Genomic DNA, 26,171 nt, shown 5'->3' with positions numbered 1-26,171 from the left:
GCCGTCGCTACCGCGCCGCTCAGCAGCGGCCCGGCAACGCCGGCTGCCGGTACGTCGTCGGTCGCGACGCCGCCCGCCGCGGCAGCCGCATCGAGCGACACGGCAGCTGCACCGAGCGGCCCCGTGACGTTTGCGTGGCCGGCGCGCGGCCCCGTGCTGAACGGGTTCGACGACGCGAAGAACAAGGGCGTCAATATCGGCGGTACGGCCGGCGAGGCCGTGAAAGCGGCAGCCGATGGCCGCGTCGTCTATTCCGGCAATGGCCTGCGTGGCTACGGCAACCTCATTATCATCAAACACGATGCAACTTACCTCACGGCGTATGCACACAATCGCGCTTTGATGGTAAAAGAGGGGGACGCGGTAACGAAGGGGCAGAAGATCGCCGAGATGGGTAACAGCGACTCCGACCGCGTGATGCTGCATTTCGAGGTTCGCCGGCAGGGTAAGCCTGTCGATCCGCTGAAGTATTTGCCGCCTCAATAACCGAGACGACCATGCCGAAATCGAAGCGCCACGAGCCGCAAGCCGAGTCTGAGAAGATCAGTCGTGCCACGCAAGCATCGGTGGGGCGAGCGGGTGCTTCGACGGACGACGAAGACGACAACGCGGATAACGAACGCGATCTCGAGGCGCGCGACGCCGAGGCGGACGGTGGCGACGACGAGCGCGAAGGCCGGGCCGAGGCGTCGCCCGACGTCGACGATTTCCGCACGCTGCTGCAGGCCGAACTCACGGCCGACACGATCCAGCATTACCTGAACCGCATTAGCGTGAAGCCGCTGCTCACCGTCGAGGAGGAGCAGCGCTATTCGCGTCTGGCCAAGGCCGGTGAATTCGAGGCGCGGCAGGTGATGATCGAGCGCAACCTGCGCCTCGTCGTCAGCATCGCGAAGGGATACCTGAATCGTGGCGTGCCGCTGCTCGACCTGATCGAGGAAGGCAACCTCGGCCTGATGCATGCGATCGAAAAATTCGACCCGACGCGCGGCTTCCGTTTTTCGACCTACGCGACGTGGTGGATCCGCCAGAGCATCGAGCGGGCGATCATGAACCAGGCCCGCACGGTCCGCCTGCCCGTGCACGTGATCCGCGAACTGAACCAGGTGCTGCGCGCGAAGCGCCACCTCGAAAAGAATTCGATGTCGACGGGCGAAGCGGCCGAGCGCCGCGAAGCCAGCATCGACGACATCGCCTATCTCACCGGCAAGACCGCCGAGGAAGTCACCGACATCCTCGCGCTCAACGAGCACACGGCGTCGCTCGACGCGCCGCTCGACCTCGATCCCGCGAGCAGCCTGCTCGACCTGTTGCCCGACGACCAGAGCCAGTCGCCCGACGCCGAAGTGCAGCACCGCGAACTCGAGACGCTCACTCGCGCGTGGCTGTCGCGGCTGTCCGACAAGCACCGCCACGTGATCGAGCGCCGCTTCGGCCTGAATCACATCGAACCGGCGACGCTCGAGGAGCTGGCCGACGAGATGGGGCTCACGCGCGAGCGCGTGCGCCAGATCCAGCAGGAAGCGCTGGTGCGCCTCAAGCGGTTTTTCGCCTCCAATGGCGTGCGCAAGGACGCCGTTCTGTAACTGATGACTCCGATTCTTGTTTTTGACATCGAGACGATTCCCGATGTCGACGGCATTCGCCGTCTGGAAGACCTGCCCGCGACGCTCGACGATGCCGCGGTGGCCGAACATGCGTTCGCCGCGCGCCGCGAGAAGACCGGTGGCGATTTCCTGCCGCACCACCTGCAGCGCATCGCGGCGATCTCGTGTGTGTTCCGTGACAACAACGGGTTTCGCGTACGCTCGCTCGGCACGCCGCAGGACAACGAAGCCACGCTGATCCAGTCGTTCTACCGCGTGATCGAGAAATACACGCCGCAGCTCGTGTCGTGGAACGGCGGTGGCTTCGATCTGCCGGTGCTCCATTACCGCGCGCTCGTGCACGGCATTCCCGCGACCCGCTACTGGGATCTCGGCGAGGACGACCGCGAATTCAAGTGGAACAACTACATCTCGCGCTATCACTCGCGGCATACCGACCTGATGGATGTGCTCGCGATGTATCAGGCGCGCGCGAACGCGCCGCTCGACGCACTCGCGAAGATGTGCGGCTTTCCGGGCAAGCTCGGGATGGACGGCAGCCAGGTGTGGCCGGCGTTCCTGGACGGACGGATCGAGGAAATCCGCAACTATTGCGAAACCGACGTCGTCAATACCTACCTGCTGTATTGCCGGTTCCAGTTGATGCGCGGCGGCCTGACGCCGAGCGAATATGCGGACGAGATCCTGCTCGTGAAGAACTCGCTTGCGCAGGAGCCGGCGTCGCACTGGGCCGAATACCTCGCTGGCTTCACCGCGTAGCGCGGGCGGGGTGCGCCGAGGCCGGCGCGATCAATCGAGTTCGAGCAGCACCGGCTGGTGATCCGATGCGCGGACGTCGCCGTCGATTTCGCAGCGCATCACGCGCGGCAGCAGCGTATCGGTCACGAATACGAAGTCGCACGCAAGCGGCCCCTCCGACCATTGCACCGTATCGTAGACGCCCGCCGTCGGCGGTGGCGTGCGGCCGGGGTGCCGGGCAACCCATGTGTCGACGAAGCGCGGCGCGTCTGCGATCGGCGCCAGGAATCGACAATAGGCATCGCTGCCGAACGCGCTGTTGAAATCACCGCAGACGATCGCATCGCACGGCTGGCCGGTCGTGCTGAACGGCCCCTCGGCAGTTTCGGCGGGCGCTGGTCGTGCCGCGTGTGCGCAGGCCTCGCGGTGCCGGTCGCGCAGCGCGTCGACCTGGGCGAGCCGCTGGCGCGCCGAATAGTATTCCAGATGCGTGGTGACCACGCGCAGCGGCCCGAAGGGCGCCTGCAGCTCAACGTCGAGCGCGACGCGCGGCATCGACGGCGCACCGGCGTCGGCCGGCCACGGCAGCAACTGGCGAAGCACGCGCCCGACCGGCAGCCGGGTCGCGATCGCATTGCCGAACTGACGACGCGGTGCGCCGGCTTCGATCGGCGGCAGGTCGGCACCGATCGCTTCGATGATCGTATGGCCGGGCAGCAGCGCCGCGAGTTCGGCGAACTGGTCGGCGCCGGGCCTGCCGGGCAATGCGCCGAAGCCGCGCGTGACCTCCTGCAGGCACAGCACGTCGAAGGCGCCGAGCCCACGGATCGCCGCGACTGTGCGCGAAAGATCGACGACGCCGTCCGCGTCCCGACCCCATTGGATGTTCCAGTCGATCAGTCGCATGGTCGAAACTCCTGCCGGGCGGATTCCAGGCCCGGGGGCACCCGCTCGGCTTCGCAGCGCCCGCCCGGGCGTGTTGCGTGCCTGGGCATTCCGGCGCAATGCCGTGCGGTCTATGCTCAAGTATGGACGCCTGCCTCATGCAAAGCGGGCGATGCGGGCCTTCGTCGTCTACAATCTCGCCTTCTTCAACGTTTGTCAGGAAAAGCTGGTGTCCGAAGCCGTCCCCACTTCTGCGCGCAAATCAAGAAATGCGCCCGTCGCGCCCGGAATCGCCCCGGTTCTCGAGATCGAATCGCTCGACATGGAAGCGCGCGGTGTCGGCCGCACGATTACCGAGGACGGCGAGCCGGGCAAGGTCATCTTCGTCGAGGGCGCGCTGCCGGGTGAGCGCGTGACCTATTCGAGCTTCCGCCGCAAGCCGAGCTACGAGCAGGCGACGGTTGTCGACATTCTGCGCCCGAGCGTGATGCGCACGAAGCCGAAATGCGCGTTCTTCGGCACCTGCGGTGGCTGCTCGATGCAGCATCTCGACATGCGCGCACAAGTGGCGGTCAAGCAGCGCGTGCTCGAAGACAACCTGTGGCACCTGGCGAAGCTGCGCGCGGAAACGATGTTCGCGCCGATCCACGGCCCGTCGTGGGGCTATCGCTACCGCGCACGCCTGACCGTGCGCAACGTTGCGAAGAAGGGCGGCGTGCTGGTCGGATTCCATGAGAAGAAGAGCAGCTACGTGGCCGACATGACGAGCTGCGAAGTGCTGCCGCCGCACGTGTCGGCGATGCTGGTGCCGCTGCGCCGGCTCGTCGAGGGGCTGTCGATTCGCGATCGGATGCCGCAGATCGAGCTCGCGGTCGGCTCGGAAGTCACGGCGCTCGTGCTGCGTGTGCTGGAACCGATCAACGCGGACGACGAAGCGTTGCTGCGCGCATTCGCGGACGAGCACAAGGTGCAGTTCTGGCTGCAGCCGAAGGGCCCTGATACGGTGACGCCGTTCTATCCGCTCGACGTGTCGCTCGATTACACGCTGCCGGAATTCGGTATCCGCATGCCGTTCAAGCCGACTGACTTCACGCAGGTCAATCATCAGATCAACCGCGTGCTGGTGGGCCGTGCGCTGCGCCTGCTCGCGCCGTCGCGCGACGACCGCGTGCTCGACCTGTTCTGCGGGATCGGCAACTTCACGCTGCCGCTCGCGCGGCTGTCGCGCGAGGTGATGGGCATCGAGGGCAGCGACACGCTGACGACGCGCGCACTGGCGAATGCGCGCGAAAACGGTGTCGACGGTCACACGACGTTCGCGTGCCGGAACCTGTTCGAAGTGACGGGCGACGACATCCGTGCGCTCGGCGCATTCGACAAGTTCCTGATCGACCCGCCGCGCGAAGGCGCGCTCGCGGTATCGAAGGCGCTGGCCGAGATCGCGCAGAGCGGTGAAGGCCCGCTGCCGAAGCGCATCGTCTATGTGTCGTGCAACCCTTCGACGCTGGCGCGCGACGCGGGCCTGCTCGTGCACGAGGCCGGCTACCGCCTGAAGGGCGCCGGTGTCGTGAACATGTTCCCGAATACGTCGCACGTCGAATCGATCGCACTGTTCGAGCGCGACTGAGTTCCGGGCGGCAGACGTAAAAAAACCGGCCCGCGGGCCGGTTTTTTCATGATGCGTGGCGAACGTCAGTTGCGGTTGCCGCCGAAGATGCCGAGCAGCGCGAGCAGGTTCGTGAACACGTTGTACAGGTCGAGGTAGATCGCGAGCGTCGCCGAGATGTAGTTCGTCTCGCCGCCGTTCACGACGCGCTGGACGTCGAACAGCATGTAGGCGGAGAAGATCGCGATCGCGAGTACCGACACGGTGAGCATCAGCGCCGGGAGTTGCAGGAAGATGTTCGCGACCGATGCAAGCAGGATGACGATCACGCCCATGAACAGCCACTTGCCGAGCCCCGAGAAATCACGCTTGCTGACGGTGGCGATCGTCGCCATCGCGGCAAAGATGATGCCGGTGCCGCCGAACGCGAGCATGATCAGCGACGGGCCGTTCGAGAAGCCGAGGATGAAGCTCAGCAGCCGCGACAGCATCAGGCCCATGAAGAACGTGAAGCCGAGCAGCACGAACACGCCGGCCGCGCTGTTTTTCGTCCGCTCGATCGCGAACATGAAGCCGAACGCGATCGCGAAGAACGCGAGCAGGCTCATCATCGGGCTCGTGGCCGCGAACAGCGAGAAGCCCGTCGCGACGCCGACCCAGGCGCCCAGCACGGTCGGCACCATCGACAGCGCGAGCAGCCAGTACGTGTTCCGCAGCACGCGGTTGCGAACCTCGGCGGTGCTGACGGAACCGCCGCGGCCGAAATTGTACGGATAGTCGTTCATGGTTTCTCCTAACATTGAACGCGTGGGCGTCCGGGGCCGGTTCGGCGCGCGCGGTGTGCGGCGCAGCAAACCGGAGCAGCTATGGCTAAGATACGTTCCGTGCCGGGAGGTTTCAATGGCCGGGCGTCACAAAACATATGGATTCTGAACCTTTCATGCGTGTAAGGGTTCAATCGCAATGATACACGGGATCGTGCTACAATAGCGGATTCATTTGAACCTGTAACTTCTTAATTTCTTGGAGTTTTTATGGCAATCGAGCGCACCCTGTCGATCATCAAGCCGGATGCGGTGGCAAAGAACGTGATCGGCCAGATCTACAGCCGTTTCGAAGGCGCCGGCCTGAAGATCGTCGCATCGCGCATGGCACATCTGTCGCGTGCTGACGCAGAGAAGTTCTACGCGGTTCACGCAGCGCGTCCGTTCTTCAAGGACCTCGTCGATTTCATGATCTCGGGCCCGGTGATGATCCAGGTTCTGGAAGGTGAAGGCGCGATCCTGAAGAACCGCGACCTGATGGGCGCAACGGATCCGAAGAAGGCGGAAAAGGGCACGATCCGCGCCGACTTCGCAGACAGCATCGACGCGAACGCCGTGCACGGCTCGGACGCTGCGGAAACGGCAGCGGTCGAAGTCGCGTTCTTCTTCCCGGAAATGAACGTTTACTCGCGCTAAGCCCTGGCTGGCAGCAAGTAGGCAGGATTCAGCGCACGCGGCAAGGCAGCACATCATGACGAGCGAAACTTCCGTCAATCTTCTCGACTTCGATGCCGAGGGTCTTGTCGCGTACTGCGGCAGCCTCGGTGAGAAGCCGTTCCGCGCCAAGCAGTTGCAGCGCTGGATCCACCAGTACAACGCTGGCGATTTCGACGGCATGACCGATCTTGCGAAGTCCTTGAGAGAGAAGCTCAAGGGCCGCGCGTCGATCGTCATGCCCGAGATCGCCAGCGATCACGTTTCCACCGACGGCACGCGCAAGTGGCTGATCGACGTCGGAAACGGCAATGCGGTCGAAACCGTGTTCATCCCGGAAGAGACGCGCGGCACGCTGTGCGTGTCGTCGCAGGCCGGGTGTGCGGTGAACTGCCGCTTCTGTTCGACGGGCAAGCAGGGCTTTTCCCGCAACCTGTCGACAGCCGAAATCATCGGCCAGCTACGGATGGCTGAATTTGCATTGCGAGCGTCGCTGGGTCGCGCACCCGGCCCGAATGGCAAGGCCGAGCGGGTCGTCACCAACGTGGTGATGATGGGCATGGGCGAGCCGCTGCTGAATTACAGCGCGGTCGTGCCGGCCATGCGGCTGATGCTCGACGACAACGCGTACGGCCTGTCGCGCCGCCGCGTCACGCTGTCCACGTCTGGCGTGGTGCCGATGATGGACCGCCTCGGCGCCGAGTTGCCGGTCGCGCTGGCCGTTTCGCTGCACGCGCCCAACGATGCGCTGCGCGACGAGCTGGTGCCGCTCAACAAGAAGTATCCGCTGCGCGAGCTGATGGCGGCTTGCCAGCGCTACCTGAAAGTCGCGCCGCGCGACTTCATTACTTTCGAATACTGCATGCTGGACGGCGTCAACGACACCGAAGCGCATGCACGCGAACTGCTGGCCGTCACGCGCGACGTGCCGTGCAAGTTCAATCTGATCCCGTTCAATCCGTTTCCGGAATCGGGCCTCATCCGCTCGAAACCGGAGCAGATCAAGCGCTTTGCACAGGTCCTCATCGACGCGGGTGTCGTCACGACCGTGCGCAAGACGCGCGGCGATGACATCGATGCCGCGTGCGGCCAGCTGGCCGGCGCAGTGAAGGATCGCACGCGCCTCGCGGAACGAACGGGCGCAGCAGGGAAAATCATCGAGGTTCGGGCGATTTGACAGGGGCGCCTGGCCGGGGATGCCAGCGCTTTTGGGGCGGTACAACACGCGAATAGCGATCGGTCGCGGCGCCACGGCGTCGCGCATGGTATGGACAGTTGCGGGTGCCGGCCGGCGGGAACCGGCGGCGGCCGCCAGTGAAGAAGAATCGACGCGAGGACAAGGATGAGTGAGCCGCAGCCGTCTAACGGCGCAGAGACGAATGGCGCGAAGCCGGCACCGGCAGGGTTGGAATCGCTTGCGGCGGTCGGCAGCCGACTGGCGCAGCTTCGGGAGGCAAGAGGGTGGACCGTCGACGACGTGTCGGCGCGACTCAAGGTCGCACCGCAGAAGCTCCGGGCGCTCGAGGCGGGTGACATCAGTCATTTGCCCGGCGTGACGTTTGCACTCGGCGTCGTACGCAGCTACGCGAAGATGCTCGGTGTCGATCCGGAGCCGTTCGCGCAGGCGTTGCGCCGTGAGCGCGGGGTGCCGGAAGTCGACCTGTCGATGCCCGCGTCGTCGGGAACGGATCTGCCGCGCGGCCGCGTGTCGATTCCGCTGGGCGGATCGTCGCGGCATCATCCGTGGCTGTGGGGCACGGCGATCGTCGTCGTCGCGGTGGTCGCCGTACTGATGTGGCACACTGGCGGCGATTCGTCGAGCCTGCTCGCGCGTTTCAAGAGCGGCGACGCGGAGCATGCGTCGGCCGCGAGCGTGCCGGCGGCGGCATCCTCGTCAACCGTCGAAGAAGCGGCCTCGAGCGGGGCGGCTGCCGTGGTCGCGAATGAGGTTCCGGCCCCGGCTGCTGCATCTGCTGCGCCGGCACCGGTTATTGCGTCGGCAGCTCCGGCGCCCGCGCCGGTGGCGCCGGCCGTGACGGCCGCCGCATCGCAGCCTGTCGTGGCGACGACGGCGGCAAGCGCTGCCGCGCCGGCTCAGCCGGCGAGCGTCGCGGTCGCGGCCGGCCAGTCGATGGTCGAACTGAAGGTCAAGCAGGACAGCTGGTTCAGCGTGCGCGACAAGAGCGGCAAGGAACTGTTCTCCGGGCTGGTGCGCGGCGGCGAGGCGAAGCAGGTCGCGGGCGACGGCCCGTTCAAGGTCACGATCGGCAACAAGGCGGGCCTCGACACCGTTGCGTTCGACGGAAAACCCGTCGATCCGGCAAAATATTCGGCAGCGCGGGGTAACGTGGCGCGGTTCACGTTGCCCTGACGCCAAGCGCCGTGGCGAAGGCCTGTCGTCGATATCGGCAGGCCGTGAGGGCACGGCGCTTTTTCAATTCATGCGCCGCGTCGCGGCGCATTCCGCGTAAATGGATCTATCGATGCAATCCGAAGCTCAATCCCCACGCAGCAGTCAGATTTGTTCAACCGAGCCGGTGTTCGGCGGGCATCAGCCGCGCCGCGTATCGCATGCGGTGGATGTCCGCTGGGGCGGGCAGCTCGTGACGATCGGCGGCGACGCGCCGGTGCGCGTGCAGTCGATGACGAATACCGACACGGCCGACGCGATCGGCACGGCAATCCAGATCAAGGAACTCGCGAACGCAGGCTCCGAACTGGTGCGCATCACGGTCAACACGCCCGAGGCCGCGGCCGCCGTGCCGGCGATCCGCGAGCAGCTCGACCGCATGGGCGTGACCGTGCCGCTTGTCGGCGATTTCCACTACAACGGCCACCTGCTGCTGCGTGACTACCCGGGCTGCGCCGAGTCGCTGTCGAAGTACCGGATCAACCCGGGCAACGTCGGCCAGGGCGCGAAGCGCGATACGCAGTTCGCGCAGATGATCGAGGCCGCGGCCAAGTACGACAAGCCGGTACGGATCGGCGTGAACTGGGGCAGTCTCGACCAGGATCTGCTCGCGCGCATGATGGACGAGAACGGTGCGCGTTCGCAGCCGTGGGATGCGCAGAGCGTGATGTACGAGGCGCTGATCCAGTCGGCGATCGGCTCGGCCGAGCGTGCGGTCGAACTGGGCCTCGGCCGCGACCGTATCGTGCTGTCGTGCAAGGTCAGCGGCGTGCAGGACCTGATTGCCGTGTACCGCGAACTCGGCCGCCGCTGCGGCTTCGCGCTGCACCTCGGGCTGACCGAGGCCGGCATGGGCTCGAAGGGCATCGTGGCTTCGACGGCTGCACTCGGCGTGCTGCTGCAGGAAGGGATCGGCGACACGATCCGCATCTCGCTGACGCCGGAGCCGGGCGCATCGCGCACGGGCGAGGTGATCGTCGGCCAGGAAATCCTCCAGACGATGGGCCTGCGCTCGTTCGCACCGATGGTGATCGCGTGCCCGGGCTGCGGCCGTACGACGAGCACGCTGTTCCAGGAGCTCGCGATGCAGATCCAGACCTACCTGCGCGAACAGATGCCGGTCTGGCGCAAGGAGTATCCGGGCGTCGAGAAGATGAACGTCGCGGTGATGGGTTGCATCGTCAACGGCCCGGGCGAATCGAAGCACGCAAACATCGGCATCAGCCTGCCGGGTTCGGGCGAGAACCCGGCCGCGCCCGTCTTCATCGACGGCGAGAAGGTCAAGACGCTGCGCGGCGAGCGGATCGCCGAGGAATTCCAGCAGATCGTCAGCGACTACGTCGCACGCAATTACGGCCGTACCGAGGCCCTGAACTAATTCGTCCACACACACGATGACTGAACAAAAACGCAAGATCGAGAAGCTCACCGGCGTCAAGGGCATGAACGACATCCTCCCGCAGGATGCCGGCCTTTGGGAGTTCTTCGAAGCCACCGTGAAATCGCTGCTGCGCGCATACGGCTACCAGAACATCCGCACGCCGATCGTCGAGCACACGCAGCTCTTCACGCGCGGTATCGGCGAGGTCACGGACATCGTCGAGAAGGAGATGTACAGCTTCACCGACGCGCTGAACGGCGAGAACCTGACGATGCGCCCGGAAAATACCGCGGCCGTGGTGCGCGCGTCGATCGAGCACAACATGCTGTACGACGGCCCGAAGCGCCTGTGGTACATCGGCCCGATGTTCCGTCACGAGCGTCCGCAGCGCGGCCGCTATCGCCAGTTCCACCAGGTCGGCGTCGAGGCGCTCGGCTTCGCGGGCCCCGATGCGGATGCCGAGATCATCATGATGTGCCAGCGCCTGTGGGATGACCTCGGCCTGACCGGCATCAAACTCGAGATCAACTCGCTCGGCCTCGCCGAAGAGCGTGCCGCGCACCGCGTCGAACTGATCAAGTACCTCGAGCAGTTCGCCGACGTGCTCGACGAGGATGCGAAGCGCCGTCTGTATACGAACCCGCTGCGCGTGCTCGACACGAAGAATCCCGCGCTGCAGGAAATCGCGCAGAACGCGCCGAAGCTGATCGACTTCCTCGGCGAAGAATCGCGCGCACACTTCGAAGGGCTGCAGCGCCTGCTGCTCGCGAACAACATCCCGTTCAAGATCAACCCGCGTCTCGTGCGTGGTCTCGACTATTACAACCTGACTGTGTTCGAGTGGGTGACCGACAAGCTCGGCGCGCAGGGCACGGTTGCAGCCGGCGGCCGCTACGATCCGCTGATCGAGCAGCTCGGCGGCAAGCCGACCGCGGCGTGCGGCTGGGCGATGGGCATCGAGCGGATCCTCGAACTGCTGAAGGAAGAAGATCTCGCGCCCGAGCAGGAAGGCGTCGACGTGTACGTCGTGCACCAGGGCGAGACTGCGCGCGAACAGGCGTTCATCGCGGCCGAGCGCCTGCGCGATACGGGCCTCGACGTGATCTTCCACTGCAGCGCGGACGGCGCGCCGGCGAGTTTCAAGTCGCAAATGAAACGGGCCGACGCCAGTGGCGCCGCGTTCGCGGTGATCTTCGGCGAAGAGGAGGTTGCGAACGGTACGGTGGGCGTGAAGGCGCTGCGCGGTGCGGGCGGAGACGGGGAAAAGAACGTTCAGCAGACCGTACCGGTCGAAGGCTTGACCGAATTCCTAATCAATGCGATGGTTGCATCCGCCGAAGACGGCGACGACTGATCGCGCTGGCATCCGCTCGACAAGAAAGGCCTGAACAGGAAGGAATCGCTCGCCGATGAGTTATCACGACGAACAAGAATCGATTGAAAGTCTGAAGGCGTGGTGGGCCCGCTGGGGCAACCTCACCACGTGGATCGTGCTCGCGGCGCTCGTCGTCGCGGCCGGTTTCAATGGCTGGAACTACTGGCAGCGCCGTCAGGCTGCCGAGGCGTCCGGGCTGTACGAACAGGTCCAGAAGGCTGCCGCCGCGAACGACAAGGCGACGATGGCTCGCGCGGCCGCCGACATGGAAGACAAGTTCGGCAGCACGCCGTATGCACAGATGACGGCGCTTTCCGCCGCGAAGACGCTGTACGCGGCCGGTGACACGGCAGGTGCGAAGGCGCAACTGCAATGGGCCGTCGATCACGCCAAGGATGACGAGTACAAGCAGATCGCGAAGCTGCGCCTCGCGTCGCTGCTGCTCGACGAGAAGGCGTACGACGCGGGTCTCGCGCTGCTGTCGGGTACGCCGGTCGATGCATTCAAGGGCCTCGTGGCCGATCGCCGCGGCGATCTGCTTGCCGCGCAAGGCAAGACCGACGACGCGCGCGCCGCATACAAGCTCGCGCTCGACGGCCTGTCGAAGGACGACCAGTCTGCCCGCCAGCTCGTGCAGTTCAAGCTGGACGCGCTCGGCGGCTGAACCCCGGTCCCCTCAACCTCTTAACTCTGCTTCGCTAACCGATGAATTTGCTGAAACGTTACGCTGTGCCCGTTGCCTGCGCGGCGGCTGTCCTCGCATTGGCGGCCTGCTCGTCGTCGAAGGACGCGCGCCGCGTGCCGACGCCGCTCACCGAGTTCAAGCCCGTGATGGACGTGCAACAGGTCTGGAAGGCGAGCGTCGGCAAGGGCGGGCGTTACCTGTTCTCGCCGGTGGCCGTGGGCGACGCCGTCTATGCGGCGGGCGAAAACGGTTCGGTCGAGAAGATCGACGCGAAGACGGGCCAGACGGTCTGGCGCGCGAAGGTTGGCTCCGACCTGTCGGCCGGTGTCGGCAGCGACGGCAGCCTGACCGCGGTCGGCGCGCTGAAGGGCGGCGTGTTCGTGCTGGGCCCGGACGGCAAGCAACTGTGGAAGACCAGCGTGCAGGGCGAGATCTTCTCGCCGCCGCTCGTCGGCAACGGCCTGGTGATCGTCCGCACGATCGACGGCCAGGTGGTCGCGTTCAACGCGCAGACGGGCGAGCAGAAGTGGAACTACCGCAACCGCGCGGTGCCGCTGAACCTGCGTGTGTCGGCCGGCATGACGTTCGCCGGTGACGCGGCGGTGCTGGCGGGTTTCCCCGGCGGCGGGCTGGTCGCGATCAACCTGCAGACGGGCGAGCCGTTCTGGCAGACGCCGGTGTCGTTCCCGAAGGGCGTGACCGAGGTCGAGCGCATCAACGACGTCAGCGGCCCGCCGACGCTCGTGGGCGCGGAAGCCTGCGCGGTGACGTTCCAGGGTCAGCTCGGCTGCTTCGATGCGAACTCGGGGCGCCCGCTGTGGGAAAAGCCGTTCTCGAGCCGCAGCGGCCTCGCGCAGGACGACTCGGTCGTTGCCGGCGGCGACGACTGGTCGGTCGTGACCGCTTACGATGCCGCTTCGGGCAACCAGCTCTGGCGCAACGACAAGCTGAAGAGCCGCGACGTCGGCGTGCCGTACCTGCTCGGGCACGCGGTCGTGATGGGCGATTACAAGGGCTTCGTGCACTTCCTGTCGCGCGAAGACGGCAGCTTCATCGCGCGGATGAAGACCGACGGCAGCGCGATCACGGCGGCGCCGGTCCTCGCGGGCAATACGCTCGTCGTGCAGACGAAGGACGGCGGCCTGTACGGATTCCGTCCGCGCTGACGCGCAGGAAACATGCGCGACCGCGGCGCGACGGGCTTGTCCCGCGCGCCGTGGTCGCGCGACTTGAAGGCGGCCGGTGCTCCCGGCCGCTCCGTATTTGAAAGGCAGTTCGAGACGAAAGACGACGGCGCGCATCGCGCGCCAGGCGCGCGCATCCGGCGCGGCGCGAATTCGTGATATTTTCATTCAGCGCAGCCGCCCGCAGCAGCGGGCCTCCCGCTGCTGCGCTTCACCGTAGAAAACACAGATGAAACCGGTCATTGCCCTCGTTGGGCGCCCCAATGTGGGGAAATCCACGCTGTTCAACCGGCTCACGCGTTCGCGTGATGCGCTGGTCGCCGACTTGCCCGGCCTGACGCGCGATCGCCATTACGGCGAAGGGCGCGTCGGCGAGCGGCCGTACCTGGTCGTCGATACGGGCGGCTTCGAGCCCGTCGCGAAGGACGGCATCCTGCACGAGATGGCGCGCCAGACGCGGCAGGCCGTCGAGGAAGCCGACGTCGTCGTGTTCATCGTCGACGGCCGCAACGGGCTTGCGCCGCAGGACAAGTCGATCGCCGACTACCTGCGCAAGACCGGCCGGCCGATCTTCCTGGTCGTCAACAAGGCCGAGGGGATGAAGTACACGGCGGTCGCGACCGACTTCTACGAGCTCGGGCTCGGCGATCCGCGCGCGATCTCGGCCGCGCACGGCGACGGCGTGACCGACATGATCAACGAGGCGCTGGAGGTCGCGTACGCGGACCGGCCGGCGGAAGAGGACGACAACGATCCGTCGCGCGGCATCAAGATCGCGATCGTCGGCCGCCCGAACGTCGGCAAGTCGACGCTCGTCAACGCGCTGATCGGCGAGGATCGCGTGATCGCGTTCGACATGCCGGGCACGACGCGCGATTCGATCTACGTCGACTTCGAGCGTAACGGCAAGAAATACACGCTGATCGACACGGCCGGCCTGCGACGCCGCGGCAAGGTGTTCGAGGCGATCGAGAAGTTCTCGGTCGTGAAGACCCTGCAATCGATCTCCGACGCGAACGTCGTCATTCTTCTGCTGGATGCGCAGCAGGACATTTCCGACCAGGACGCGCACATCGCCGGCTTCGTCGTCGAACAGGGGCGCGCGCTCGTGATCGGCGTCAACAAGTGGGATGGACTCGACGAGCATGCGCGCGATCGGGCGAAAGCGGATTTGACCCGCAAGCTGAAATTCCTCGACTTCGCGAAATCGCACTTCATTTCTGCCACGAAGAAGACCGGTATCGGCACGCTGATGCGCTCGGTCGACGACGCGTACGCGGCGGCAATGGCGAAGCTGCCGACGCCGAAGCTCACGCGCGCGCTGATCGAGGCGGTCGAGTTCCAGCAGCCGCGCCGTCGCGGCCCGGTGCGTCCGAAGCTGCGCTACGCGCACCAGGGCGGCCAGAATCCGCCGATCATCGTCATCCACGGCAATGCGCTCGACGCCGTGACGGAAACGTACAAGCGTTACCTGGAAAACCGGTTCCGCGAAACTTTCTCACTGACAGGGACTCCATTGCGCATAGAGTTCCGTTCGTCGAACAATCCGTACGCGGACAAGAGCTGAAGCACGCCTGTTACACGCGTTACACAAGGGGTAGGCCGCACGGCCTATGCCCCGGGTGGGCCAGGCAAAATCGGCTATAGTGTAGCGATTGGCGCCGGATCTCTTTTTCTTCGCCGCCAATCCAGATCAACCTGCAAAAAAAGATGGAGTACGCCATGAGCAACAAAGGGCAATTGTTACAAGACCCGTTTTTGAACGCACTGCGCAAAGAGCACGTTCCCGTTTCGATCTACCTCGTCAATGGCATCAAGCTTCAAGGGAACATTGAATCGTTCGACCAGTACGTCGTGTTGCTCCGTAATACGGTGACCCAGATGGTGTACAAGCACGCCATCTCGACGGTCGTGCCGGCGCGCCCGGTGAATTTCCACCCGGACGCGGAAGCCTCGTCCTAACCTATCGCAGCGGCCGGCATCCGGTCGCCGCGAGCGACCGATGCCAGCCGCCTTATCTTGACACCTGAAAATTTGATCAACGCAGCGCTCGTCGGCATCGATTTCGGCAAGACCGATTTCGAAGCCAGTCTCGAAGAACTCAGTCTTCTCGCCTCCAGTGCGGGGGCCCGTCCCGCCGTCACCCTCACGGGTCGTCGCTCCAGTCCCGATGCCAAGATGTTCATCGGCAGCGGCAAAGCCGAAGAACTCCGGCTCGCCTGCGACGCGCACAACGTCGAAATCGTCATCTTCAATCACGCATTGGCGCCGGCCCAGCAACGTAATCTGGAGCAGGCACTTAACAGGCGTGTGGTCGATCGCACCAGCCTTATCCTCGACATCTTCGCGCAGCGCGCCCGTAGCCACGAAGGCAAGCTGCAGGTCGAACTCGCGCAGCTCCAGTACCTGTCGACGCGACTCATTCGCGCGTGGACCCACCTCGAGCGGCAGAAGGGTGGTATCGGCCTGCGCGGCCCTGGCGAAACCCAGCTCGAAACCGACCGCCGGCTGATCGGCGAACGCATCAAGATGCTGAAGTCGCGGCTGGACCGGCTGCGCCGGCAACACAGTACGCAACGCCGGCAACGCGCGCGCAGCGGCACGATGTCGGTGTCGCTGGTCGGCTATACGAACGCGGGCAAGTCGACGCTGTTCAATGCGCTGACGAAAGCGCAGGCCTATGCGGCCGACCAGCTGTTCGCCACGCTCGACACCACGTCGCGGCGCGTGTATCTCGGCGACGAGGTCGGCCAGATCGTCGTGTCGGATACGGTCGGGTTCATCCGCGAGTTGCCTCACCAACTGGTCGCCGCATTCCGCGCGACCCTCGAGGAAACGATTCACGCGGATCTGCTGCTGCACGTGGTCGATGCATCGAGCGCGGTCAGGCTCGAGCAGATCGAGCAGGTCAACGGCGTGCTGCACGAGATCGGCGCGGACACGATCCGGCAGGTACTGGTGTTCAACAAGATCGACGCCGTGCCTGAGCTGGCGGCCCGCGGCGACGCGGTCGAGCGGGACGAGTATGGTAATATTTCGCGCGTCTTTTTGAGCGCGCGCACCGGTCAGGGTCTCGATACGTTGCGTGCCGCCATCGCCGAAATCGCCTCCGCGGAACACCTTTCCAGCGCGACGTTGTCCGACGCGCTCGATAGCACGTCCGCTGAACCGCACGAAGACCACACGATTTCCGAACACGGGCGCTAACCGGTCCCGGCCGGTTCGCCGGCGTCTAATCTGGTGAACAAACTCTGGTGAACGAATACAACGAGCGGAGTACCTGGCGGCGGATGCGCGCCTTGCTGTCGATCAACGATCCCCGCTGGGGACGCGGCGAAGGCAATGGCAAAGACGGATCCCGTCCCCGTGCGAACGAATCGAAGCGTCCGCAAGGCGGCGACGGCGATGGTCCGCCCGATCTCGACGAGATGTGGCGCAACTTCAACCGGCGCCTGAACGGCCTTTTCGGCGGCAAGGGCGGCAACGGTTTTCGTCCTGACAACGGGCGGGCCGCGCGAGTCGGCGTAGGCATCGTGATCGGCGTGCTGGTCGCGGTCTACGCGGGCAGCGGGCTGTTCGTCGTGCAGGAAGGGCAGACAGGCGTCGTGCTGCAGCTCGGCAAGCTGTCGGGTACGGTCGGTCAGGGCGTGCACTGGCGCGCGCCGTATCCGTTCGCGTCGCACGAGATCGTCGACACGTCGCAGGTCCGCTCGATCGAGATCGGCCGCAACAACGTCGTGCGCCTCGCGAACGTGAAGGAAGCCGCGATGCTGACGCGCGATGCCGATATCGTCGACGTGCGCTTCATCGTCCAGTACCGGATCCGTTCCGCGACCGATTACCTGTTCCGCAGCGTCGATCCGGAGCGCAGCGTGTCGCAGGCCGCGCAGGCTGCGGTGCGTGCGATCGTCGGTACGCGCAGCGCCGCCGACGTGCTGAACCAGGATCGCGACGCGCTGCGCGAGCAGCTTTCCACCGCGATCCAGCGCGATCTCGATCGCTACCAGTCGGGACTCGAGGTGACGGCCGTCACGATGCAGAGCGTTGCGGCGCCCGAGCAGACGCAGGCCGCGTACGGCGAAGTCGCCAAGGCGCGCGACGAGCGCGAGGCCGCGAAGCGCGCCGCGCAGGCGTATGCAAACGACCTGCTGCCGAAGGCGCAGGGCGATGCCGCGAAGCTCGTCGACGAAGCAAAGGCGTATGCCGATCGCGTGGTCACGGAAGCCGAAGGCGATGCCGACCGCTTCAAGCAGGTCTATGCGCAGTACTCGAAGGCGCCTGCGGTGATCCGTGAGCGGATGTATCTCGAGACGATGCAGGAAATCTATTCGAACTCGACGAAGGTGTTCGTCGGCAACAAGGGCGGCAACAGCGTCGTGTACCTGCCGCTCGACAAGCTCGTCGAGCAGGGGCGACAAAACGCCGCGGCGTCCACGGGGGCATCCGCACCCGATGCGGCGTCGGCACCGGCGGCCGTCGCGCCGGCGGTAGCGGCGCCCGCGAGTGCGGCGTCGGCCGCGGCAGCGTCGGGCAACGACGTGCTGCGATCGCGCGAGGCGTTTCGCAGCCGGTCGCGCGAAGACGATCTGAAGTAACGGAGAGCGCAGAACATGAACCGAATCATTGCGCTCGTCGTCGCAATCGTGATCGTTGCCTTCGCGGCATCCTCGACAGTCCTTACCGTCGATCCGCGCCATGCGGCCGTGCTGTCGGGGCGCGACGGCGCCCAGCCCGAACTGGCGGGGCCCGGCATCCATTTCAAATTGCCGCCGCCGCTGCAGACGGCGACGCTGATCGACACGCGGCTGCAATCGCTCGAGTCGTCGGATCCGCTGCAACTGGCGACCGAAGACAAGCACGATCTGCTCGTCGCCTATGCGGTGAAGTACCGGATCGGCGATCCGATGAAGTATTTCTCGGCGACGGGGGGCGACCCGGCGGCAGCCAGCGAACGTCTGGCCGGCGCACTGAAGAGCGCACTCGGCGACGCGTTCGGCAAGCGTGCGCTCGACGATGCGCTCGGCGGCCAGCGTGCGATCGCCGATGCGGCCCGCGACGAAGTGAAGGCAAAGGCGTCCGGTTTCGGCGGCGACGTGGTCGACGTCCAGCTGACGCGCGTCGACTTGCCCGCCGCGCAAACCGACGCCGTCTATCAGCGGATGATCGGCGCACTGCGCGATCAGGCCGCGCAGGTGCGTGCGCAAGGCGCGGCCGACGTCGAGCAGATCAAGGCCGACGCCGAACGCGAACAGCAGGCCGTGCTCGCGAACGCGTACAAGTCCGCGCAGACGATCAAGGGCGAGGGCGACGCGAAGGCTGCGACGATCGCCGCCGATGCGTTCGGCCGCGATCCGCAGTTCTATCAGTTCTACGCGAGCCTGCAGGCTTACCGGAATACGTTCAAGCGCAACGACATCATCGTCGTCGATCCCGACAGCGAGTTCTTCCGCTTCATGCGCAGCCCGACGGGCGGTGCCGCACCGGCGGCGGCTGCTCCCCGCAAACACTGACCTTGGGGCGCCGCGTCGAGCGGCGCCGTCGCTCGCATGGACCTGGCTGGCTCGTTGTTGCTCGCAGTAGCGCTGATGCTGATCATCGAGGGGGCGTTCCCCTTCGTATTTCCCGTCGCCTGGCGCGACACGTTTCGTAGAATAGCTGAGCGGCCGCCGCATCATATCCGGATCGGCGGGCTGATCGTGATGGTGCTCGGGCTCATACTGTTGCTGCTCGCCACCTGATCCGGACGGCGCATCCGCCGTCCGTCCCGCCCGAATTCAGAATTTCCGATTCACATCGCGGCGCGCGTGGTCGCGCGCTGTTTCCCGTCGTAGGACCGTACCGATGTCGACCTGGTTACTTCCCGAGAATATCGCCGACGTGCTGCCGTCGGAAGCGCGCAAGATCGAGGAGCTGCGCCGCAGGCTGCTCGACCGCTTCCGTTCGTATGGCTACGAAATGGTGATGCCGCCGCTGCTCGAGTATCTCGAGTCGCTGCTGACGAGCGGCGGCGCCGACCTGCGCCTGCGCACCTTCAAGCTGGTCGACCAGCTGTCGGGCCGTACGCTCGGCCTGCGCGCGGACATCACGCCGCAGGTCGCGCGGATCGACGCGCACCTGTTGAACCGCCAGGGCGTGACGCGCCTTTGCTATGCGGGCCACGTGATGCATACGCGTCCGCGCGGCCTGCACGCGACGCGCGAGCAGATCCAGATCGGCGCCGAAATTTACGGGCATGCCGGGCTGGAAGCCGACCTCGAGATCCAGCAACTCATGCTCGATGCGCTGCATCTCGCAGGCCTGTCGCGCATTCGTCTCGACCTCGGCCACGCGGGCGTGCTCGCGGCGCTGCTGGCGCGCGACGCACAGGCCGCGGAGCGTGGCGAGTCGCTGTACGACGCGCTGTCGGGCAAGGACGTGCCGCTGCTGAACGAACTGACCGACGATCTCGGCGCCGATACGCGCGCCGCGCTGCGCGCGCTGCCGCACCTCTATGGCGATGCGAGCGTGCTCGCCGAGGCGCGGACGCGGTTGCCGGTGCTGCCCGAAATCACGCGGGCGCTCGACGATCTGGCGCAACTCGCGGCGCAGGCGAAGGGTGCCGAAGTGGCGATCGATCTGGGCGATCTGCGCGGTTACGCGTATCACAGCGGCGCGATGTTCAGCGCCTACATCGACGGCGTGCCGAACGCGATCGCACGCGGCGGCCGCTACGATCACGTCGGCCAGGCGTATGGTCGTGCGCGTCCGGCCACCGGCTTCTCGCTCGACCTGCGCGAGCTCGCCCGGATTTCGCCGGTCGAGGCTCGCGGTACCGCGATTCTCGCGCCGTGGGCGCAGGACGACGCGCTGAGCGCGGCCGTTTCGGCGCTGCGCGATGCGGGCGAGGTCGTGATCCAGGCGCTGCCGGGCCACGATCACGTGCTCGACGAGTTCGCCTGCGACCGGTCGCTCGTCGAGCGCAACGGCGCATGGGTGGTCGAACCCCGATAAAGAGGCGTTCGCGGGACGTGCTTCGGCGTGCATATCGTTGAAGCGAAACGGAAAAATTCGGAATCGCCCGCGAACATAGGTAGAATACGTTTTTAACCAGCTAACGAATCAACATGTCTGCCAGCGCAGTGAACGTGACTCCCGGGCGCAATGTCGTCGTCGTGGGAACGCAATGGGGTGATGAAGGCAAGGGCAAGATCGTCGACTGGCTGACGGACCACGCTCAGGGCGTCGTGCGTTTCCAGGGCGGTCACAACGCCGGCCACACCCTCATCATCGGCGGCAAGAAAACGATCTTGCGCCTCATTCCGTCGGGCATCATGCGTGAAGGCGTCGCCTGCTACATCGGCAACGGCGTCGTCCTGTCCCCCGAAGCACTGTTCAAGGAAATCGGCGAGCTGGAAGAGGCCGGCGTGAACGTGCGCGACCGCCTGTTCATTTCCGAAGCGACGACGCTGATCCTGCCGTACCACATCGCGATCGACCAGGCGCGCGAAGCGCGCAAGGGCGCGGGCAAGATCGGCACGACGGGCCGCGGCATCGGCCCCGCGTACGAAGACAAGGTCGGCCGCCGCGCGCTGCGCGTGCAGGACCTGTTCGACGCGAAGACCTTCGCGGACCGCCTGCGCGAAAACCTCGATTTCCACAACTTCGTGCTGACCCAGTACCTGGGCGGCGCGGCCGTCGATTTCCAGGCGACGCTCGACACGATGCTCGGTTATGCGGACCGCCTGAAGCCGATGGTGGCCGACGTGTCGCGCCGCTTGTACGACGCGAACAATGCGGGCCAGAACCTGCTGTTCGAAGGCGCACAAGGCACGCTGCTCGACATCGATCACGGCACCTATCCGTTCGTCACGTCGAGCAACTGCGTCGCAGGTGCGGCGTCGGCCGGCGCGGGCGTGGGCCCGCAGAAGCTCAACTACATCCTCGGCATCACGAAGGCGTATTGCACGCGCGTCGGCTCGGGCCCGTTCCCGAGCGAACTGTACGATGCGGACAACCCGCAGCGTCAGGACCAGGTCGGCGTCACGCTCGCGAACGTCGGCAAGGAATTCGGTTCGGTCACCGGCCGTCCGCGCCGCACGGGCTGGCTCGACGCGGCCGCGCTGCGCCGCTCGATCCAGATCAACGGCGTGTCGGGCCTGTGCATGACGAAGCTCGACGTGCTCGACGGCCTCGACGAAGTCAAGCTGTGCGTCGGCTACAAGATCGACGGCAAGGATGCGGACATCCTGCCGCGCGGTGCCGCCGACGTGGCCCGTTGCGAGCCCGTATACGAAACGTTTGCCGGCTGGAAGGAAAGCACGGTCGGCATCAAGACGTGGGAAGCGCTGCCGGCGAACGCCCAGGCTTACCTGACCCGCGTCCAGGAAGTGGCCGGTGTGCCGGTCGACATGGTATCGACGGGCCCGGACCGCGACGAAACGATCCTGCTCCGCCATCCGTTCAAGGTGTAACCCCAGATGACGCAGCAAATCACGATGACGGCGGCAGACTTGATGACCGATCCGCGCAACGACGACAAGAACCTGTGGGTAGGCTGGGACGAATATCACCGTCTCATCGAGTTGCTCGCCCTCCAGGTACATGCATCGGGCTGGAAGTTCGACCAGATCCTGTGCCTCGCGCGCGGCGGCCTGCGCGTCGGCGATCAACTGTCGCGCATCTACGACGTGCCGCTCGCGATCCTCGCGACGAGTTCGTACCGGGAAGCGGCCGGCACGGAGCAGGGCGAGCTCGACATCGCGCAGTACATCACGATGACGCGCGGCAATCTGGCGGGCAACGTGCTGCTGGTCGACGATCTCGTGGATTCGGGCGTCACGCTTGCGCGCGTGCAGGAGCACCTGAAGGAGCGCTACCCGTCCGTGACGGCCGTGCGTTCTGCCGTGCTCTGGTACAAGGGTTGCTCGAAGGTCAAGCCCGACTATCACACGCAGTATCTGCCGACGAATCCGTGGATTCATCAGCCGTTCGAGGAATGGGATACGGTTCGCCCGCACAACCTCGAGGCGTGGATCAAGCGCGGTCGCGCACAGCGCGACGGTTCGGGCGCGTAAGCGGCCGGCCAATCGAAGGAAAGCCTTGTACGGCGCCGCTTGCGGCGCCGTTTTTCATTGGGGCGCCATGCACGCCGGCGGCGCGCGGGCCGCGGATCCGGTAGGCAGACGGCGCTGCCCCGGCTATGATTGGCAGCCCTGCCACAGCTTGCGCCGAATTGCATGCATGGCGTGGCTCACGTGGTTCCAAGGCAACAGAGCAGGGCGGCGTTTCAAGGGGGCGCGAGTAGAATAGCGCTCGTTTTGTCCGACCCGGACCCGATTATTACGCTTCATATGAACGACACGATCCACGCGACCGACGCAGCACACGCGCCGCATTCGACGCAGCAACACTCGATGCGGGCGCTAGCGATAGCAGCCATCGGCGTCGTGTTCGGCGACATCGGCACCAGCCCGCTGTATTCGCTCAAGGAGGCGTTCAGCCCCGCACACGGTATCCCGCTTACCGAAGGATCGATTCTCGGTGTGATCTCGCTGCTGTTCTGGGCAATCATTCTGGTGGTCGGCATCAAGTACCTGCTGTTCGTGATGCGGGCGGACAACAACGGCGAAGGCGGCGTGCTCGCGCTGATGGCGCTGTCGTTGCGGCCGCTCGACTCGAAGACCCGCGTCGCGGGCGCGCTGATGGCGCTCGGGATTTTCGGCGCGTGCATGTTCTACGGGGACGCGGTGATCACGCCGGCGATCTCGGTGATGTCGGCGGTCGAAGGTCTCGAGATCGCGACGCCGCACCTGTCCCATCTCGTGATGCCGATCACGATCGTGATCCTGATCGCGCTGTTCTGGATCCAGCGCCACGGCACCGCGCTGGTCGGCAAGCTGTTCGGCCCGATCATGGTGCTGTGGTTCGTTGTGATTGCCGCGCTCGGCGTGTACCACATCGTGCGCGTGCCGGGCATCATCGCGGCAATCAACCCGTATTACGCCGCGTCGTTCATGTCGGAGCATGTGCTGCAGGCCTATGTCGTGCTCGGCTCGGTCGTGCTGGTGCTGACCGGTGCGGAAGCGCTTTACGCGGACATGGGCCACTTCGGCGCGAAGCCGATCCGCATCGCCGCGTACGGGCTCGTGATGCCGTCGCTCGTGCTGAACTACTTCGGCCAGGGCGCGCTGCTGATCCAGAACCCGAAGGCGATCGAGAACCCGTTCTTCCTGCTGGCACCCGAATGGGGGCTGCTGCCGCTCGTCGTGCTGTCGACGGTCGCGACCGTGATCGCGTCGCAGGCGGTGATCTCGGGCGCGTATTCGCTGACGTCGCAGGCCATCCAGCTCGGCTACGTGCCGCGCATGAAAGTGCTGCATACGTCCGATCTCGCGATCGGCCAGATCTACGTGCCGGTCGTGAACTGGCTGCTGCTGTTCGTGATCCTCTGCATCGTCATCGGCTTCAAGAGCTCCGACAACCTCGCGGCCGCGTACGGCATCGCGGTGACGGCGACGATGGTGATCACGACCGTGCTCGCCGCGGTCGTGATGGTGAAGGTGTGGAACTGGAACCGGCTGCTGGTCGGCGCGATCATCGCCGTGTTCCTCGCGGTCGACCTCGGCTTTTTCGGCGCGAACCTGCTGAAGGTTGCGCAGGGCGGCTGGCTGCCGCTCGGCATCGGCGCGCTGCTGTTCTTCCTGCTGATGACCTGGTACAAGGGGCGTCACATCGTCAAGGAGCGCACGGCCGCCGACGGTATTCCGCTCGAGCCGTTCCTGCAGGGCCTGCTCGCGCATCCGCCGCATCGTGTGTCGGGCACCGCGATCTACCTGACCGGCAACGACAAGCTCGTGCCCGTCAGCCTGCTGCACAACCTGAAGCACAACAAGGTGCTGCATGAGCGGACCATTTTCCTCACGTTCGTGACGCGCGATTTTCCCTACGTGCGCGACGACAAGCGCCAGACCGCGCGTGATGCGGGCGGCGGGCTGTATATCGTCAAGGCCGAGTACGGCTTCAACGAGACGCCGGACGTGAAGGCCGTGCTCGAGGAATTCGGCCGTACGCACGACATGACGTTCGAGCTGATGGACACGTCGTTCTTCCTCGCGCGCGAAACGGTCGTGCCGACGCATCTGCCCGGGATGTCGATCTGGCGCGAGCGCGTGTTCGCGTGGATGCACCAGAACGCCGCGAAGCCGACCGACTTCTTCTCGATCCCCGCGAACCGCGTGGTCGAGCTCGGGACGAAGATCGAGATCTGACCGGGGGCGGCGCGCGGGTCGTTCAGCCGCGCGCCGCCGAGTCCGCCGACCAGGCAATCAGGCCGCGATCGTCCGCATCGCCGGCCGCGGCCGCAGCCGTATAGCGCTGCGTATCCCGCGCGACCCAATCCAGATAACCGCGAATCCAGTATCGGCAGCCGTCGACAAGGCCGCGCACGCGCGTGTCGGCATGCTGGGCGAGTGAATCGGCGCACAGGACGAATGCGCTGATCTCGCCGCGCACACGCTCGGCCGTGTAGTCGACGCTGGCCTGCAGCGTATGGCCGCGGGAAGCGTGGATCATCACCATGTTCCGGAACTGCCCGGGCTGGCCCGCTTCGACGCCGACGCTCTGGATGTCGTTGCTCCAGCAGACGATATGGTTCGCGTGCCGGAACAGCGTCTGGATTTCCGGCCGATGAAACGTATCGGGCGGGACGGCACCGGCATTGGCCGCGTCCGCCAGCGCGAGGCAAGGATTCATCCCGCTCGTGTGACGCCGGATCGTTTCGTATTGCTGCACTGCGATCGGCTCGGCCCTCAGGTGGCCGATAATCTGCAGTCCGGCCGTGGTGGCCCACAGGCGCATGCCTTGTGCGAAGCGCGCGAAATGTTCGGCCGACAGGCGGGCGCGCAGGCGCTGGCACACATCGAGCCATGCTCGCTCGCCATATATGGGCTGGGGGCCGGTACATTCGTAGTCGAGCACATCGATCATCGCGGTCAGATTGCGCAACGTATCGGGGCCGACCGGCTCGACGCGATCGACGAACAGGTCGTCGACGAGAAAGAACCACACGAAATAATCGGCGAGCGCTTGCAGCAGGGAAGGATCGGCGTTCGGGTAACAGCGCGCGGCGAGCCAGCCGTATCGGGTGCGTACGACGCGTTCCCGGTAGGCGTCGCTGATGAACAGGCCGTATGCGTCGGCCCACTCGAGCATGCGCGATTCGATTCGCTCGACGTGCGGTGAACAGGCGCCGGCCCACGGCACGTCGAAAGCGGGCATGTGCAATGCGGCCAGTTCGGTTTTCAGATGGTCGTCTGTCATGGTTCCCCGATCCATTTTTCGCGAATCCGTCCCGGTTCGCCGGTCAGGCGAATACCGGATGCAATGCGTCGCGAATCGACTGCAAAAAAGGCGAGACCGAAACACGGGAGGCAGGATATTCACCGTACATGCGAGCGCCGCGGAGAACGCTGCCGCTGAACGGCAAGATCGCTGCCCAATACAGAAGCATCAAAATACGGCCGTTCGAAAACTTATTTTATGTGTCGCTTGTGAAGCGTCAAGAAAACGCATGTCGCAACGCAGATTGTTTAATTTGCCGATTAAACGCAGGGGAATGGCGATGGAAACGCGCATATTCGTTTTTCATCCCGGATATCGAAAATGCGGACGACGATTCAATAAAAAAACCCGCCGGGAGGCGGGTTTTTTGTGCGGCGACGCGTTTCGCGTGCTCAGCGCTTCAGCTTCGCGAACGCCGCGGCCATTGCGCCGGCCGGTTCCGGCTCGCGCGAACGCTGCGGGCGGGCGGCGCCGCGCCCCGCGTTGCCGCGATCCTGGCCGCCG

Annotated in this window: 24 protein-coding genes; 21 read left to right on the top strand and 3 right to left on the bottom strand. The window is 65.4% G+C overall.

Translation table 11 applies throughout. The features are described from left to right. The 3 genes from DPV74_RS23005 to DPV74_RS22995 all read left to right on the top strand — a co-directional run. A partial coding sequence (locus DPV74_RS23005) for a murein hydrolase activator EnvC (protein ID WP_162923110.1) occupies positions 1 to 486 on the top strand: 486 nt, incomplete at its 5' end. A gap of 11 nt (positions 487 to 497) precedes the next feature. Further along, a complete protein-coding gene (rpoS, locus tag DPV74_RS23000) occupies positions 498 to 1,586 on the top strand; it encodes an RNA polymerase sigma factor RpoS (RefSeq protein ID WP_027787230.1) in 1,089 nt (362 codons plus the stop codon). Positions 1,587 to 1,589: 3 nt separating this feature from the next. Continuing rightward, entirely contained in the window at positions 1,590 to 2,366 is a 777-nt protein-coding gene (locus tag DPV74_RS22995; protein ID WP_021163110.1) for a 3'-5' exonuclease, read from the top strand. Between the two features lie 30 nt (positions 2,367 to 2,396). Here the strand turns inward: DPV74_RS22995 and DPV74_RS22990 are convergent, their stop codons facing one another. After that, positions 2,397 to 3,251 (bottom strand): endonuclease/exonuclease/phosphatase family protein, encoded by an 855-nt coding sequence (locus DPV74_RS22990; RefSeq protein WP_119338019.1) that lies wholly within the window; start codon positions 3,249 to 3,251, stop codon positions 2,397 to 2,399. Between the two features lie 151 nt (positions 3,252 to 3,402). Here DPV74_RS22990 and rlmD point away from each other — a divergent pair, with 151 nt between their 5' ends. After that, positions 3,403 to 4,857 carry a 23S rRNA (uracil(1939)-C(5))-methyltransferase RlmD gene (rlmD, locus tag DPV74_RS22985; RefSeq protein ID WP_021163112.1) on the top strand — a complete coding sequence of 485 codons (1,455 nt, stop codon included), beginning with the start codon at positions 3,403 to 3,405 and terminating at the stop codon, positions 4,855 to 4,857. Positions 4,858 to 4,922: 65 nt separating this feature from the next. Here the strand turns inward: rlmD and DPV74_RS22980 are convergent, their stop codons facing one another. Continuing rightward, the gene (locus DPV74_RS22980) at positions 4,923 to 5,621 is read right to left on the bottom strand and encodes a Bax inhibitor-1/YccA family protein (protein WP_006761414.1); all 699 of its coding nucleotides are present in this window, start codon (positions 5,619 to 5,621) and stop codon (positions 4,923 to 4,925) included. 249 nt (positions 5,622 to 5,870) lie between these two features. On the opposite strand from DPV74_RS22980, the gene ndk reads away from it, so the two are divergent. From ndk to DPV74_RS22895, 17 genes are all read left to right on the top strand, one after another. Beyond that, positions 5,871 to 6,296 (top strand): nucleoside-diphosphate kinase, encoded by a 426-nt coding sequence (ndk, locus tag DPV74_RS22975; protein ID WP_011352265.1) that lies wholly within the window; start codon positions 5,871 to 5,873, stop codon positions 6,294 to 6,296. 55 nt (positions 6,297 to 6,351) lie between these two features. Further along, the gene (rlmN, locus tag DPV74_RS22970; protein ID WP_027787233.1) at positions 6,352 to 7,491 is read left to right on the top strand and encodes a 23S rRNA (adenine(2503)-C(2))-methyltransferase RlmN; all 1,140 of its coding nucleotides are present in this window, start codon (positions 6,352 to 6,354) and stop codon (positions 7,489 to 7,491) included. Positions 7,492 to 7,656: 165 nt separating this feature from the next. Next, positions 7,657 to 8,685 (top strand): helix-turn-helix domain-containing protein, encoded by a 1,029-nt coding sequence (locus DPV74_RS22965; RefSeq protein ID WP_027787234.1) that lies wholly within the window; start codon positions 7,657 to 7,659, stop codon positions 8,683 to 8,685. A gap of 112 nt (positions 8,686 to 8,797) precedes the next feature. Then, positions 8,798 to 10,102 carry a flavodoxin-dependent (E)-4-hydroxy-3-methylbut-2-enyl-diphosphate synthase gene (gene ispG, locus DPV74_RS22960; protein WP_027787235.1) on the top strand — a complete coding sequence of 435 codons (1,305 nt, stop codon included), beginning with the start codon at positions 8,798 to 8,800 and terminating at the stop codon, positions 10,100 to 10,102. A 16-nt stretch (positions 10,103 to 10,118) separates the two neighbouring features. Then, entirely contained in the window at positions 10,119 to 11,459 is a 1,341-nt protein-coding gene (hisS, locus tag DPV74_RS22955; RefSeq protein WP_027787236.1) for a histidine--tRNA ligase, read from the top strand. A gap of 55 nt (positions 11,460 to 11,514) precedes the next feature. Continuing rightward, a complete protein-coding gene (locus DPV74_RS22950; RefSeq protein WP_027787237.1) occupies positions 11,515 to 12,144 on the top strand; it encodes a tetratricopeptide repeat protein in 630 nt (209 codons plus the stop codon). 41 nt (positions 12,145 to 12,185) lie between these two features. Further along, positions 12,186 to 13,331, top strand: coding sequence for an outer membrane protein assembly factor BamB (gene bamB / locus DPV74_RS22945; RefSeq protein WP_060084253.1), 1,146 nt, complete (start codon positions 12,186 to 12,188; stop codon positions 13,329 to 13,331). A 247-nt stretch (positions 13,332 to 13,578) separates the two neighbouring features. Further along, on the top strand, positions 13,579 to 14,916 hold the full coding sequence (gene der, locus DPV74_RS22940; protein ID WP_027787239.1) for a ribosome biogenesis GTPase Der: 1,338 nt from the start codon (positions 13,579 to 13,581) through the stop codon (positions 14,914 to 14,916). A 155-nt stretch (positions 14,917 to 15,071) separates the two neighbouring features. After that, positions 15,072 to 15,311, top strand: coding sequence for an RNA chaperone Hfq (gene hfq, locus DPV74_RS22935; protein ID WP_006399927.1), 240 nt, complete (start codon positions 15,072 to 15,074; stop codon positions 15,309 to 15,311). A gap of 72 nt (positions 15,312 to 15,383) precedes the next feature. After that, a complete protein-coding gene (gene hflX / locus DPV74_RS22930) occupies positions 15,384 to 16,556 on the top strand; it encodes a GTPase HflX (protein WP_176097908.1) in 1,173 nt (390 codons plus the stop codon). Positions 16,557 to 16,603: 47 nt separating this feature from the next. Continuing rightward, positions 16,604 to 17,944: an FtsH protease activity modulator HflK gene (hflK, locus tag DPV74_RS22925; protein ID WP_021163120.1), complete on the top strand. Its 1,341-nt coding sequence runs from the start codon at positions 16,604 to 16,606 to the stop codon at positions 17,942 to 17,944. A 15-nt stretch (positions 17,945 to 17,959) separates the two neighbouring features. Beyond that, complete coding sequence (gene hflC, locus DPV74_RS22920) at positions 17,960 to 18,859, top strand: protease modulator HflC (RefSeq protein WP_119338018.1); 900 nt, start codon at positions 17,960 to 17,962, stop codon at positions 18,857 to 18,859. A gap of 36 nt (positions 18,860 to 18,895) precedes the next feature. Further along, complete coding sequence (locus tag DPV74_RS22915; RefSeq protein WP_011352254.1) at positions 18,896 to 19,087, top strand: DUF2065 domain-containing protein; 192 nt, start codon at positions 18,896 to 18,898, stop codon at positions 19,085 to 19,087. 103 nt (positions 19,088 to 19,190) lie between these two features. Next, a complete protein-coding gene (locus tag DPV74_RS22910; RefSeq protein WP_027787242.1) occupies positions 19,191 to 20,339 on the top strand; it encodes an ATP phosphoribosyltransferase regulatory subunit in 1,149 nt (382 codons plus the stop codon). Between the two features lie 113 nt (positions 20,340 to 20,452). Continuing rightward, positions 20,453 to 21,799: an adenylosuccinate synthase gene (locus DPV74_RS22905; protein WP_011352252.1), complete on the top strand. Its 1,347-nt coding sequence runs from the start codon at positions 20,453 to 20,455 to the stop codon at positions 21,797 to 21,799. Positions 21,800 to 21,805: 6 nt separating this feature from the next. Further along, on the top strand, positions 21,806 to 22,402 hold the full coding sequence (locus DPV74_RS22900; protein ID WP_021163124.1) for a phosphoribosyltransferase: 597 nt from the start codon (positions 21,806 to 21,808) through the stop codon (positions 22,400 to 22,402). Positions 22,403 to 22,678: 276 nt separating this feature from the next. After that, a complete protein-coding gene (locus DPV74_RS22895; RefSeq protein WP_027787243.1) occupies positions 22,679 to 24,595 on the top strand; it encodes a potassium transporter Kup in 1,917 nt (638 codons plus the stop codon). Between the two features lie 22 nt (positions 24,596 to 24,617). Here DPV74_RS22895 and DPV74_RS22890 read toward each other — a convergent pair whose 3' ends face one another. Further along, entirely contained in the window at positions 24,618 to 25,646 is a 1,029-nt protein-coding gene (locus DPV74_RS22890; protein WP_119338017.1) for a sesquiterpene cyclase, read from the bottom strand. Positions 25,647 to 26,171: the final 525 nt, after the last annotated feature.

Origin of the sequence: Burkholderia sp. HAN2018, assembly GCF_024704855.1 — a bacterium.
Classification (GTDB): domain Bacteria; phylum Pseudomonadota; class Gammaproteobacteria; order Burkholderiales; family Burkholderiaceae; genus Burkholderia; species Burkholderia cepacia.
This window is presented reverse-complemented; position numbering and strand designations above follow the sequence as displayed.